This window comes from Shewanella eurypsychrophilus (genome assembly GCF_007004545.3).
Classification (GTDB): domain Bacteria; phylum Pseudomonadota; class Gammaproteobacteria; order Enterobacterales; family Shewanellaceae; genus Shewanella; species Shewanella eurypsychrophilus.
Genome location: NZ_CP045503.2, coordinates 5,438,921 through 5,451,321, shown reverse-complemented (window position 1 = coordinate 5,451,321; position 12,401 = coordinate 5,438,921). Strand labels below are relative to the sequence as shown.

The window sequence follows — 12,401 nt, the reverse complement described above, 5'->3', positions numbered from 1 at the left end:
ATGAAACAAATTCAGGTTGAACTCGGAGTAAGAAGTTACCCCATTGTTATTGGCCAGGATTTGCTGAGTTGTGGCGAGCATTTTGCTCGCTACCTCCAAGACAAAAAAGTACTAATTGTTACGAATGACACCATAGCGCCTCTTTATTTAGAGTCGTTACAATCAATATTATCTAATTTTGACTGTGTTGAACCCGTTGTATTACCTGATGGTGAGCAATATAAAACACTGGAACAATTGGATGATATATTCACCTCATTGTTACAGCAAAACTTGGGTCGGGACACTGTTCTCGTTGCCTTAGGTGGCGGTGTAATTGGTGACATGACAGGCTTTGCAGCTGCCAGTTATCAAAGAGGTATTGATTTTATTCAGGTCCCAACGACACTGCTATCGCAAGTAGATTCTTCTGTTGGCGGAAAAACAGCAGTCAATCACCCATTGGGTAAGAATATGATAGGTGCTTTCTATCAACCTAAATTTGTGTTGATAGATACTAACTGTCTGGATACGCTTCCAGCCAGAGAGTTTGCAGCAGGCATGGCAGAGGTCATTAAATATGGCATTATTTGGGATGCTGATTTCTTTCAGTGGTTAGAAAATAATGTTTCCCAATTAAAGTCATTGGATAAAGAAACCTTAGAGTATGCCATCAGCCGTTGTTGTGAGATAAAGGCTGATGTAGTTGCTCAAGATGAAACAGAGCGAGGAGTGCGAGCACTGCTTAACCTGGGACATACTTTTGGGCATGCTATCGAAGCTGAAATGGGCTATGGGGTTTGGTTGCATGGCGAAGCAGTTTCTGCTGGCACAGTACTTGCTGCCAATACTGCAAGACTGATGGGCTTGATAGATGAGTCAATTGTTTGTCGAATTACTAATTTGTTCGAAACATTTGATTTACCTATTTCTCATCCTGATTCAATGAATTTTGAACAGTTCATTAAGCATATGCGGCGAGATAAGAAGGTTCTTAAAGGTCAAGTTAGGCTCGTGCTTCCCGATAGCATTGGGAAAGCTGGAGTTTATAGCAATGTGACCGATGAGATACTCGAACAGGTTATTCGTCGCCCCTAGATATTTGTGGTGTGTGAGTGACTTATTACGATTCAATTTTATTACCTAGCCAAGAAACTTTAGTACAGCGACTACAGCATGTCAGCCTTTATAGCCAACAGCTTATCGCCGTTACTGGAGGAAATGGTTCGGGTAAAACAACTCTAATTACTTCACTTCTTACTGAGCTCGAAGAATACAGCTCTGCACTAGTCACATGTCCTAAACACTGCTCAAGCAGCGAAATTCGCAGAAAAATTTTAGTTCAGTTGTTCTCCGAACCGGTTTTTGATGATGAAGTTGCGTTACCGGAAACGGTTCTTAGACTATCAAAAGCAATGCCTCAATCGTCTTTTATTGTTTTAGATGATGCGCATTATCTGCCAATGGAGCTGATCGCCGAATGTATCATATTGAGTCAACTGACTATTCCTGGAAAGACTATTTCCTTAACTCTAACTTGTAGTCAGGCATTTTTTAATGAGTTAGAGATGGGGTTATCTGAAGATCTGCAAGAATCACTTTTATCAATTAGTATCGATCCTTTATCAAATAAGGAAAAAGAGGCTCTCTACTACACCTTACTGAGTCGAAGTGATGAAGACCCATTTACTCCACGTGAGATAGTAAAAACACAGTTAGAAAAGCAGCTTGGTACTCCCCAAGAGGTGGTTAACTTGCTTGAGTTATCACTCAATGGCCAAGTTGAAATTGTTACTGAGCGAAAATGGACCAGAGCAATAGTCACAGGAGTTCTAGCGTTATTTATTGTTTTGCTGAGTTGGAGTCTTTTTAAACCGGTGCAGAGTGTGCCTCATCCCACTGTAGATGAAACGGTGACTCAGCCAGAGCCTAGGGTGTCATTATTATCATTATATGGTGAGCGCGTGCTGTTAGGCTATTTCATGCAACGTCAACCAGTGACCCAGAACCACCAAGCGGTAGAAGTGACTAAGAAGGTTAAAGGGCGTGCTGACTCAAATGCCGATATAGCCATTGAGGAAGATCCCAAAGCAATAGTTGAGAAGCCATTATCACAAATTGGCGCTGATGTTGAGGACGTAATAGGATCTGAAGATGTGGTTAAAACATTTGAAGGCCTTGAAGCCTTTGATTCGGCAGAGGCTCAGTCTATTGAGGTGGCCGAAGTCAGTACACCAGCGTTAACGGGGTTTACCTTGCAGTTAGCGAGCGTTCGGAAACGCAACTCGTTACTGAACATATTGAATGAGATCGAGAATGAGCCAGACGTTCATATTGCGCGCCATAATAAGCGCTGGGTTGTATTGCTCGGAACTTTCTCATCACTAAGCTCGGCTCGTCAAAAAGCGAGTTTATTGACTCATAAATACCACTTGAAATCACCTTGGACCCGCCAATGGAAAGATTTAGCCGAATATGAGCTGCAAGAAGGCTTCACCATTGATGATATTCGTCAATAAACAGAGTACAATCGACGACTTCTTTTTTTATAGCAATCAATCAATTTAAATGATTAAAAAACAAAGAGCCTTTCTTAAATGGGCTGGCGGAAAATTTAAACTGATTGAAGCACTCTCAAAGCATCTTCCCGAAGGTGATCGCTTAGTGGAGCCCTTTGTTGGAGCAGGATCTGTATTTCTTAATACAAACTATTCCAGCTATCTCCTATGTGATATAAACCAAGATCTGATCAATCTCTATAAGTTGGTTCAGACCGATCCTGAACGCTATATTACCGCCGCTAAAGCCATGTTTGTGCCTGAGATGAATGATAAAGAGGCATATTACAAGGTTAGAACCGAATTTAACCTCACTAGCGATCCTTTTATACGCTCAGTTTACTTCCTCTATATGAATCGTCACGGATTTAATGGCTTGTGTCGTTATAATCGTAAAGGCGGTTTTAATGTGCCGTTCGGCTCTTATAAGAAGCCTTATTTTCCTGAAAAAGAGCTACGTGCTTTTTCTGAAAGTGCGAAAAATGCAGAGTTTAGGTGTATTGGCTACGAGCAGGCTTTTGAGTTAACCAAGCAAGGTGATGTGGTTTATTGTGACCCTCCTTATGCCCCTCTATCGACAACTGCAAGCTTCACCACTTATGTAGGTGCCGGTTTTAGCTTAGATGATCAAGCATTACTTGCTAGAAAATCGCGTCATACGGCTATTGAGCGTGGTATTCCGGTACTGATCAGCAATCATGATACGCCTCTCACCAGAGAGCTATATCACGGTGCGAGTTTGGATACGATTAAGGTGCAGAGAAACATCAGCCAAAAAGGCAGTGGACGCAAGAAAGTTGATGAGCTTATGGCCTTGTATGATGATCGCTACCACAGTGAAAATGACTAGCAGAAATAGTTGAAGCAGGTTCAGTATCAGAGAAAACAAAGTGGTATTATACCAATCAGTATAAAGATGTGATCGCTCAGCGAGAGTTTAGCGCTTCAGAGGTAAGGCAACGAGTGAAGAACATAGTTATTCTACGTTTTAGCTCGTTAACGCAGCATCTGATGCGCTAAAACTCGCCTTTCAGGAGTGTTTTTGGCTGCCTACTTCTTCGTTGAATAGCCTCACAAGGGATAACCATTCCATCACCTATTCACCTTGAATTAGTTTGCCAAAAATAACTCTGAGTAGATCACTTTCTTATACTGATTGGTATTAGCTAAGTACTTGTTGAACAATAAAAAGCAGAGAAATAACAAACACAATCGCTAAGATTATTCCCATTATGATGAAAGGCAAAGGAGAGCTAGTTTGAAAGTCTCTTTGTCTATTCTGCTCGCTTTGCACCCCTAAAAATGCAGCAAAAGTACTTGAGAATAGTTGCCAGAATTTAATTAACATAGAGGTGTTGATTAAAAGCCGTTTTGTTGGCTATTCGCTGGAGTCACCTCATCAAGCGGAATTTCGCTATGTCCGTAAAGTAATTCCAACAGATCGACAAAGTGTAATTGGTTAGATCGACTCTTACCTGCAAACCAATTGGTCCAACTTAAATCTTCGGTCTGGCGAGCACAGCGGTTATTGGGATGGCTTGCTGGCAAAGAAGGGTTATAGCTGGCTGTTGAGTTGCTACAGACACAGGCCGACGCAGACTCAGAGGCAGAAAGGTTCTGCATAGTCATCGCGGTAATAGCTATTACACAGGCAGAAGCTGCAAGAATACCTGCAGACTTTATACTCGCCGTGAGCTTTTTTCCCTTTTTCATTCAATTTCCCTTGATTAAACAGCCCTCACAGGTCGCATAATTATAGCAAAGTAGTTTACATTTTGAACATATTTTTTAGAAGATTGATAATATCATATAAAGGTATGACTTTTTTGTGGCTGATCGAGTTTAATTTTGCCTCGGCTCTAGAGGCTTATGCGAGCAGCAGGTAGAATAGCGTACTTCTTAGACACTGTATGAGTTTGCTATGCGCCCGTTTCTTATCGCTCCTTCAATTTTATCTGCCGATTTTGCCCGTTTAGGTGAAGATGTCGATGCTGTGCTTAATGCCGGCGCAGATGTTGTTCACTTCGATGTTATGGATAACCATTATGTACCGAACCTGACAATAGGTCCTATGGTATGTAAGGCTTTGCGCGACTACGGTGTGACTGCCGAGATAGATGTGCATCTAATGGTTAAGCCTGTGGACCGCATGATTGTCGATTTTGCCAAAGCCGGTGCATCGATCATTACTTTTCATCCAGAGGCCACTGAGCACTTAGACAGAAGTCTACAACTGATTAAAGAGTCAGGCTGTAAGGCTGGTCTAGTGTTCAATCCAGGTACGCCACTACATTGTCTCGATCATGTCATGGATAAGTTAGATGTTATTTTGTTGATGTCTGTAAACCCAGGCTTTGGTGGACAATCTTTCATTCCATCAACATTAGATAAGCTTAAGCAAGTGAAAAAACTGATTGATGACAGCGGCTACGACATCAGGCTACAAGTCGATGGCGGTGTAAAAGTCGATAACATTGCTGAAATAGCTGCTGCGGGTGCGGATATGTTTGTGGCAGGTTCAGCCATATTCAATAAACCTGATTACAAAGCTGTTATCGATGAGATGCGCAGTGAATTAGCTAAGGTTGATGAATAACTGATGACACCTTGGAAACATTTAAAGGCCATTGCATTTGATCTAGATGGAACACTTATCGATAGTGTTCCAGATCTGGCTGCTGCAACTCAAGCGACTTTGCTTGAGCTTGATTTACCTAGCTGCACTGAAGGACAAGTGCGTACTTGGGTAGGTAATGGCGCACGGGTATTAATGAGTCGTGCGCTTAGTTTTGCTTTGAATCGTGAAGTTGAGCAAGATGAGTTAGATAATGCCATGCCTAAGTTTATGCATCATTATCAAGAAAACTTGCAGCAACACAGCCAGCTATATCCTGATGTAAAGTCGGTATTAGAGCAATTATCAAAACTGAATTATCCTCTTGCTATTGTGACTAATAAGCCACACGAATTTACGGTCCCACTCTTGGAAGCATTCGAGATCAGACATTATTTTTCGAGCATTTTGAGTGGTGATTCGTTGGCAAAAATGAAACCGGATCCGATGCCGTTAACTCATCTTTTATCTCATTGGCAACTTGAGCCTAATGAGCTTTTGATGGTTGGGGATTCAAAAAATGACATTTTAGCCGCAAAAGCCGCTGGTATTACCTCGATAGGCTTGACCTATGGGTATAACTACGGTGAAGATATCGGATTAAGTGACCCAGATGCGGTCTGTGAGCAATTTAGTGAAATCATGACGCTGGTAAACAGTAGCCATAAAGCAACGGAGCAAGAAACGTATGACTAACCCCGCAAAACCCATAGTACTAAGCGGCGCACAGCCGTCAGGTGAGCTGACCATTGGCAACTACATGGGCGCATTGAGACAGTGGGTCGCTCTGCAAGATAGTCATGATTGTCTTTATTGTGTCGTTGACCTCCATGCCATCACAGTGAGGCAAGATCCTAAAGCGCTAAGAGAAGCCTGTCTGGATACCTTGGCCCTATACCTTGCTTGTGGCGTCGATCCTAAGAAGAGTACCGTTTTTATCCAGTCTCAGGTTCCTCAGCATACTCAGTTAGGTTGGGCACTGAATTGTTATACCCAGATGGGTGAACTGAATCGTATGACTCAGTTCAAAGATAAGTCGCAGAAGCATGCCAGCAACATTAATGTGGGTCTGTTTGCTTACCCAGTATTGATGGCGGCCGATATTTTATTGTATCAAGCCAATGAGATCCCTGTGGGCCAAGATCAGAAGCAACACCTAGAGTTAACTCGCGATATTGCAACGCGCTTTAATAATGCATATGGTGACACTTTCGCTATCCCTGAGCCATTCATCCCAGAGCTAGGTGCTAAGGTGATGTCGCTGCAAGATCCGCTTAAGAAGATGTCTAAGTCTGATGATAATCGTAATAATGTTATCGGCTTACTTGAAGATCCTAAAAAGATCATGAAGAAAATTAAGAAGGCAATGACAGATTGCGATGAGCCACCAGTTGTGCGTTTCGATACAGAAAACAAGCCAGGTGTATCTAACTTGCTTAGCTTAATGTCTGGCGTATCAGGCAAGAGTATTGCTGGGTTAGAGGCTGAGTTTGAAGGTAAGATGTATGGTCATTTAAAAGCGGCAACCGGTGAAGCCGTTGTTGCGATGATTGAACCGTTACAAGCTCGATACCGCGAATTCAGAGAAGACACCACATTCTTGCATCAAGTGATGAAAGATGGAGCAGAGAAAGCTCAAGCTCGCGCCGAAGTTACCGTGAAAAAAGTTTACGAAAAAATTGGCTTGATTGTGTAACTGCTAATTTTGTTATATCAGCCGACTAAGAGTCGGCTTTTTTATGCAAGTTAGATTAGTTTTGCGTACAGATCCAAGTAATAAAAGCGGCAATAGCGGGCTCCTTTACCCGGCTTTTCTTACAGCTGAAATTAAACTCAAAGCCAGTATATATATCGGGTAAATTAAGGGCGATAAGACGTTTATCTGCAATATCATTCATCACCATAAAATCAGATGCTAGCGCGACTCCCTGTCCTGCAATTGCCGCTTCTATGGCAAGTAACACATGGCTAAATATATGCTCCTGTTGAGAGGGAGGAAATATAACCTGATTAGCCTGACTCCATCGTGGCCAATCTAGTCCTAATGGTCCCTCATCCACGGTGAGCAATGGCTGTTTAAACAGTGAAGTCACTTCGATGGTTTCACCTATATCAAATAGCTCTGGCGCACACACGGGGATAAGCCTCTCTTGGTGCAGTAACTTATGCCAAAACCCGGGATGCCCATTTTGTCCGCTGATAAACATATCTGCGACACTGTCAGAGAGTTCCGGATCGTCAGTGATCATATTCAGTCTGATTTTTATATCGGGATACTGCCGTCTAAAGTGGCTTAGGCGGGGGATCAGCCACTTGACGGCAAAAGAGCTGTATACCGCGAGCCTAAGTTCCTGGCTTTCCCCTCCAGAGACCTGCTGATTTAAGCTGCTTAAGCTATCAAAAATCTGGGTGAGTTCTTGATAAAGTAGTTTTCCTTTTGAGGTCAGCTTTAACTGTCTGCCTTCACGTCTAAAAAGCTGCTCAGAGAAATGCTCCTCTAAAACCTTAACTTGATGTGAAACAGCACTTTGAGTGATACATAGCTCTTCAGCTGCTCGGGAGAAGTGTTCCTGCCTGGCTGCTGCTTCAAATACCTGTAATGCACGTAAAGGAGGAATTTTTCGCATATCTAGCACTGATCCATATCAAGGGTTAACAATGAATCTATGAATGTAATTCATATAAGATTAGAAATCATCATTTTAACTAAAGTTAACTCCCGGATATGATGCGCTCAAATAATGTTGTGTGATCAGAGAGAAGCAAGATGAAACCTAACGTAATGATGGCATTAGGCTTATTGATTATTGGGAATGTGTTTAGTGCACTCTATGATGTATCGATTAAGTGGCTACCGGAAGAGACTAATGCCGCGACATTTGTACTGCTTCGTCAACTGACCTCAATCCTTATGTTGTTACCATTTTGGATAATGCTTGGCAGGCCTAAATCCAGTCATAACAAGCTTCATTTTGTCAGGGCTAATATCGGTGCTTTCGGCGCGCTTTTATTGGTTGTCGGCTTGATGTCTCTGCCTCTGGCTACGGTAAGTTCACTTTTTTACTCAGCACCTTTAATGATCATGTTTATGGGGGCGATATTTTTAAAAGAAAAGATAACCCCAGTGCAATCTATCTGCGGTTTATTAGGCTTTATAGGTATCGTCATTATTCTTAGACCCAGTGAAATGAATCTGTTCGGTGTGCTGGTATTAGCTGCTGCCATGACATTCGCGATCAATCAGTTATTATTGAAAAAGCTATCTGCCGATGAATCACCAATTATTACCTTGGTCATGTATAACTTGTTAGGCATACCATTAGCTATGGTATTTGCTGCTTATCAAGGCATCTCCGGCTTGAGTTGGACACTACTTGGTATTGCTGTTGCTAGTAACCTCTTTTTACTCTTATACCAGTGGCTTTGTGTATTAGCCTATAGAAGAGCCATGGCTAGCGAAGTGGCTGTTGCTGAATATACGGGGCTGGTGTTCTGTGTCTTGTTTGGTTGGCTATGGTTTGGAGAGTGGTTAGATGGTTTGAGCTGGATTGGCGCTGGGTTCATCGTGCTGCCATCTATTCTTTTACCTTGGTTATTTGCTGGCGTCAGCAAGCGTCAGGTGATAGCTCGCATCGGTCAATTTTATCCAAGCCATAGACGAACTTGAAAAACTAAACATATTTAAATTAAGTATCTTAAAACTAGGAGTATTCTAGCTTTAGTGCGTTAAGAGCTAGGAGATACGAAAACCTTAATGACTTTGCGAACGCCGGCAGTATTTCGTGCGACATCGACAGCAAGTTCAACTTGATCTCTTGCTACAACACCGAGTAGAAATACCTCACCGTTTTCGGTGATAACTTTGATTCGTGTGACATCTAGGTTATCGGTATTTAGCATCCGGCTTTTGACTTTGGTAGTGATCCAGGTGTCGTTACTTCTTGTGGTAAAAGAGGTTGGATTGCCTATACGGATCTGGTTATGGATCTTACCGCCGATTTTTAGGCTTTGAACCGCCCGTATCGCCTTATCTCTTAACATAGAGTTAGGCGATTGACCGATCATCAAGGTGTTACCGTTCATGACTACGCCGGTAATATTGGCTTGATTATTTACATCTTCAAGTTTAGCTAATTCGCTGGAGATCATAAAATCGGCATTAGTATCATCGAGCTGAGTCTGAAAGCTTCGCTCATCGTTGACCATCATTGCGCCGCCGACTGCACCGACCATAACGGCCCCTGCGCAGCCTTGCAGCATGAGAAGTACTGCCATTATTGGTAGTAATCGACTCATACTGTGAACTCCTGAATAAGCTTATTGGGCATTACTGCTCATCCTGAGGGAATAAGGTGCGATCGATATTGTCACATAAACAATGAATCGCAAGCAGATGTACTTCCTGAATACGTGCGGTACTGTTTGAAGGCACACGGATCTCAACATCATTGACGCTTAATAGGCCTGCCATTGCGCCACCGTCTTTACCGGTCAAGGATACGATTGTCATATCACGACTTAGGGCTGCTTCCATGGCTTTAATGACGTTACCTGAGTTACCGCTAGTTGAAATCGCAAGCAAGATATCTCCAGGCTGACCTAGTGCCATAATCTGTTTAGAGAAAATTTCGTCGTAGCTGTAATCGTTAGCTATAGCGGTGATTGTTGAAGTGTCGCAACTAAGGGCGATAGCAGGCAATGGTGGACGCTCAATTTCATAGCGGTTTAATAGTTCTGCAGAAAAATGCTGAGCATCACCGGCACTGCCACCATTACCACAGGCTAAAATCTTATTGCCACCTAAAAGACATTGGACCATCATTTCTGCAGCCTTCTCAATAGATTCAGGCAATGATTCAGAAGCGTCAATCTTGGTTTGAATCGAATGGGTAAAACTATCTTTAATACGTTCTAACATTAGGTAAATCCTTAACTTTAAGATCTGTCGCTATCATGCCATAAGTTGATTTTTCACTTATGAGATGAAACATTAAATTTGTTTTAAAATGCGTTCTTTAGCCAGTGTATCTGTCCGGTATCAATAGCAATAAGATCAAAGCGACAGATCACATCCATCTTGTTGACTTGCATATAATGCTCGGCAGAGCGCCTCAGCCTCTGAATTTGTTTTTTACTCAGCGCATTGACTGCGCCGCCAAAATGGCTTTTTGAGCGGTATTTTACTTCGACAAAGATAACTTCTTTGCCTTGCTGCATGATGAGATCAATCTCACCAAAAGGGTATCTAACATTTTGGTCGACAAAGGTTAGTCCCTGTTGTTCTAAATATTTTCTGGCTTGGTTTTCACCAAGCTGACCTTGCTCATGGGAAGCTTGAGCTTTATTGCCTATGTTAAATGCCATTATTGTGGGCGTAAACTGCCTCTTTGATAACGGCCCCAGCTGAGCTTTCTATTTACAGTGCCATCGGGAGACACTGACAGCATGCCGCTTCTTCCCGAGAATTGATAGCCGGGTAACGCACGCATCTGGGCAAGTTTACCAACTAATTCAAGTGCATCATAACCCATGATATAGAGACGTTTTCGACCATAGCTCCAAGTTGGCCATAGCTTTTCGACCAGTTGAGTTTCGTCATTACTGGCTATTAACCATGGAATATCGCTAATAATAAGATTATTTAGCTCTTGAGACACTTCTCGTGAGTTATCTTCGACTCGAGCTCGGCTGGTAGTATAAAGCGGTACAGGCTCTGCGAAAACACTAAAATTAACATCAATAAAAGGTTTTAGCAGTGGGAGGTCTCGATTACCCGATATCATATAAATAGCATCTATATCACGGCGAGAGCGAAAATCTGCTTTGACTGTATTACCGATTAGAGCCTTGATACGCGCGATACGCTCCTTACTGTCGATAACGCCGAGAGATTTTTGTACCGTCACTTTCATTTTGTCGCCAGGGTCATAAAAATGAATTTCGGCAGGTGCTTGAGTTAACTCCGCCCAAGCCTTACTGAAACTATCAGCCATTCTATGGCCCACGGCGTTATTACTGGCTAAGACGAGCGGTGTCGTTATACCGTCGTCAAACATTTTCTCTGCAGCATCGCTCGCTTCATGCGCCGGTGAGAGTGCAAAATAGAAGCTATCGTTACTTGGTGAAAAGTCATCTACATGATTAAGAAATAATTGTGGTACAGGTTGAGATATTAAAGATGGGTCATTATCTACTGTAGGCTTATTGGTCGGTGTAGCGCTTTGTAACTCTTCAATTTCAGATTGAAGTAGCGGACCGATAATAAACTCTGCTCCTGCTGCCATAGCTTTCTGATAGGCAAGGGATGCTCCTTTAGCCGTATCGAAAAAATTTATTGATACATTATCATCAGGATTAGTCAGGTAACTGGACATAATACCGTGCTTTACTGTGCTAGCAATATTGGCTCTTGGGCCTGTTAACGGCAATAACACAGCGATGTTGTTTGGCTTGTAAGGTTTGGTAGTTAACGCTTTTTCAAGATCTGTCGGTAACTTGATAGAAGCGGGATGTGTCGGGTTTACCTGTTGCCAATCACCTAGGTGCTGTACGAGTTTATTAGGCGTTATGGCGTAATGTTTTGCTATGTAGGCTAGCTGTAGCCAACCAGCAAACACTGAATTAGATGGATCCTTGCTAAAAGTCAGTAATGTTTGCTCGTGCAGTGGTTGCAAGATCCGCCAAATACTGTCATTTACTTCGCTGGCTTGCTCTGCTGGTAGGTGAGTACTTAATAGGCTTAATTGTCTAACTTGTTCGATCGGTTGCTTAGTAAATTGATACAAACGCGCTTTAAATTGGTAATAAGCCACCATCTGCCAATCGGCAAGTTGCCATTGTGAGGGGTAATTTAGCTCATTGAGTGCTTGATCATAAGTCGATGTTAACTCTAATGCTCTTGCTGTTAAGTATTTATGCTCCGCCAAGAGTTCAGGTTTTTGGACTAAACTAGTTTTGATAGAGGTTAGTGTCTTGACGGCTGAATGAGCATCACCCTCATTGATAAAGGCATGTGCAGCGAGTAATACGTATCGGTTTTGTTTTTCCTGGCTGCTGGCCGTTGACGCTTTTGCTAGGTAATCCGTAGGCTGCAGAGGTGCACTTACTAAAGATACTTGTGTGACCTTTGGCTTAACTTGGCTTGGCGTAGAGCCACAACCGAACAATAGCGTAGATAAAATCGCGATAGAAATAAATTTAGTTGTATTTAGTCTTTTCAACATACTTTTTTTCAACACAAGAGGCCACTC

At 42.5% G+C, this 12,401-nt stretch carries 14 protein-coding genes; 7 read left to right on the top strand and 7 right to left on the bottom strand.

Annotation, left to right across the window (positions count from 1 at the left end):
- The 3 genes from aroB to FM038_RS23375 are packed head-to-tail and all read left to right on the top strand — an operon-like array spanning window position 1 to window position 3,387.
- A complete protein-coding gene (aroB, locus tag FM038_RS23385; RefSeq protein WP_142873599.1) occupies window positions 1–1,077 on the top strand; it encodes a 3-dehydroquinate synthase in 1,077 nt (358 codons plus the stop codon).
- Window positions 1,078–1,094: 17 nt separating this feature from the next.
- Window positions 1,095–2,498, top strand: a complete 1,404-nt coding sequence (locus FM038_RS23380) for an ATP-binding protein (protein ID WP_142873600.1) — start codon at window positions 1,095–1,097, stop codon at window positions 2,496–2,498.
- Between the two features lie 49 nt (window positions 2,499–2,547).
- The gene (locus FM038_RS23375) at window positions 2,548–3,387 is read left to right on the top strand and encodes a Dam family site-specific DNA-(adenine-N6)-methyltransferase (RefSeq protein WP_142873601.1); all 840 of its coding nucleotides are present in this window, start codon (window positions 2,548–2,550) and stop codon (window positions 3,385–3,387) included.
- Between the two features lie 312 nt (window positions 3,388–3,699).
- Here the strand turns inward: FM038_RS23375 and FM038_RS23370 are convergent, their stop codons facing one another.
- The gene (locus tag FM038_RS23370) at window positions 3,700–3,885 is read right to left on the bottom strand and encodes a DUF2970 domain-containing protein (RefSeq protein ID WP_142873602.1); all 186 of its coding nucleotides are present in this window, start codon (window positions 3,883–3,885) and stop codon (window positions 3,700–3,702) included.
- Window positions 3,886–3,896: 11 nt separating this feature from the next.
- Window positions 3,897–4,250, bottom strand: coding sequence for a hypothetical protein (locus tag FM038_RS23365; protein ID WP_142873603.1), 354 nt, complete (start codon window positions 4,248–4,250; stop codon window positions 3,897–3,899).
- 208 nt (window positions 4,251–4,458) lie between these two features.
- Between FM038_RS23365 and rpe the strand changes: the two genes are divergently transcribed.
- Genes rpe through trpS form a run of 3 tightly spaced genes read left to right on the top strand, consistent with a single transcriptional unit; the run spans window position 4,459 to window position 6,847 of the window.
- Window positions 4,459–5,133: a ribulose-phosphate 3-epimerase gene (gene rpe / locus FM038_RS23360; protein ID WP_142873604.1), complete on the top strand. Its 675-nt coding sequence runs from the start codon at window positions 4,459–4,461 to the stop codon at window positions 5,131–5,133.
- A 3-nt stretch (window positions 5,134–5,136) separates the two neighbouring features.
- The gene (locus FM038_RS23355) at window positions 5,137–5,847 is read left to right on the top strand and encodes a phosphoglycolate phosphatase (protein WP_142873605.1); all 711 of its coding nucleotides are present in this window, start codon (window positions 5,137–5,139) and stop codon (window positions 5,845–5,847) included.
- The gene (gene trpS, locus FM038_RS23350; RefSeq protein ID WP_142873606.1) at window positions 5,840–6,847 is read left to right on the top strand and encodes a tryptophan--tRNA ligase; all 1,008 of its coding nucleotides are present in this window, start codon (window positions 5,840–5,842) and stop codon (window positions 6,845–6,847) included. The genes FM038_RS23355 and trpS overlap by 8 nt, the downstream gene beginning before the upstream one ends.
- A 55-nt stretch (window positions 6,848–6,902) precedes the next feature.
- Here the strand turns inward: trpS and FM038_RS23345 are convergent, their stop codons facing one another.
- On the bottom strand, window positions 6,903–7,778 hold the full coding sequence (locus FM038_RS23345; protein ID WP_142873607.1) for a LysR substrate-binding domain-containing protein: 876 nt from the start codon (window positions 7,776–7,778) through the stop codon (window positions 6,903–6,905).
- Window positions 7,779–7,918: 140 nt separating this feature from the next.
- Between FM038_RS23345 and FM038_RS23340 the strand changes: the two genes are divergently transcribed.
- Entirely contained in the window at window positions 7,919–8,818 is a 900-nt protein-coding gene (locus FM038_RS23340) for a DMT family transporter (RefSeq protein WP_142873608.1), read from the top strand.
- A 59-nt stretch (window positions 8,819–8,877) separates the two neighbouring features.
- On the opposite strand, the gene FM038_RS23335 is transcribed toward FM038_RS23340, so the two are convergent.
- From FM038_RS23335 to FM038_RS23320, 4 genes are all read right to left on the bottom strand, one after another.
- Window positions 8,878–9,447, bottom strand: a complete 570-nt coding sequence (locus FM038_RS23335; RefSeq protein WP_142873609.1) for a BON domain-containing protein — start codon at window positions 9,445–9,447, stop codon at window positions 8,878–8,880.
- Between the two features lie 31 nt (window positions 9,448–9,478).
- On the bottom strand, window positions 9,479–10,069 hold the full coding sequence (locus tag FM038_RS23330) for a phosphoheptose isomerase (RefSeq protein ID WP_142873610.1): 591 nt from the start codon (window positions 10,067–10,069) through the stop codon (window positions 9,479–9,481).
- An 83-nt stretch (window positions 10,070–10,152) separates the two neighbouring features.
- Window positions 10,153–10,515 (bottom strand): YraN family protein, encoded by a 363-nt coding sequence (locus FM038_RS23325; protein ID WP_142873611.1) that lies wholly within the window; start codon window positions 10,513–10,515, stop codon window positions 10,153–10,155.
- A complete protein-coding gene (locus FM038_RS23320) occupies window positions 10,515–12,374 on the bottom strand; it encodes a penicillin-binding protein activator (RefSeq protein WP_142873612.1) in 1,860 nt (619 codons plus the stop codon). The genes FM038_RS23325 and FM038_RS23320 overlap by 1 nt, the downstream gene beginning before the upstream one ends.
- Window positions 12,375–12,401 lie beyond the last annotated feature (27 nt).

Bases quoted from the DNA above. Each gene is read 5' to 3' on its own strand.
- aroB (WP_142873599.1), top strand. From the start codon at position 1: ATGAAACAAATTCAGGTTGAACTCGGAGTAAGAAGTTACCCCATTGTT.
- FM038_RS23375 (WP_142873601.1), top strand. From the start codon at position 2,548: ATGATTAAAAAACAAAGAGCCTTTCTTAAATGGGCTGGCGGAAAATTT.
- FM038_RS23370 (WP_142873602.1), bottom strand. From the start codon at position 3,885: ATGTTAATTAAATTCTGGCAACTATTCTCAAGTACTTTTGCTGCATTT.
- FM038_RS23365 (WP_142873603.1), bottom strand. From the start codon at position 4,250: ATGAAAAAGGGAAAAAAGCTCACGGCGAGTATAAAGTCTGCAGGTATT.
- rpe (WP_142873604.1), top strand. From the start codon at position 4,459: ATGCGCCCGTTTCTTATCGCTCCTTCAATTTTATCTGCCGATTTTGCC.
- FM038_RS23355 (WP_142873605.1), top strand. From the start codon at position 5,137: ATGACACCTTGGAAACATTTAAAGGCCATTGCATTTGATCTAGATGGA.
- trpS (WP_142873606.1), top strand. From the start codon at position 5,840: ATGACTAACCCCGCAAAACCCATAGTACTAAGCGGCGCACAGCCGTCA.
- FM038_RS23345 (WP_142873607.1), bottom strand. From the start codon at position 7,778: ATGCGAAAAATTCCTCCTTTACGTGCATTACAGGTATTTGAAGCAGCA.
- FM038_RS23340 (WP_142873608.1), top strand. From the start codon at position 7,919: ATGAAACCTAACGTAATGATGGCATTAGGCTTATTGATTATTGGGAAT.
- FM038_RS23335 (WP_142873609.1), bottom strand. From the start codon at position 9,447: ATGAGTCGATTACTACCAATAATGGCAGTACTTCTCATGCTGCAAGGC.
- FM038_RS23330 (WP_142873610.1), bottom strand. From the start codon at position 10,069: ATGTTAGAACGTATTAAAGATAGTTTTACCCATTCGATTCAAACCAAG.
- FM038_RS23325 (WP_142873611.1), bottom strand. From the start codon at position 10,515: ATGGCATTTAACATAGGCAATAAAGCTCAAGCTTCCCATGAGCAAGGT.
- FM038_RS23320 (WP_142873612.1), bottom strand. From the start codon at position 12,374: ATGTTGAAAAGACTAAATACAACTAAATTTATTTCTATCGCGATTTTA.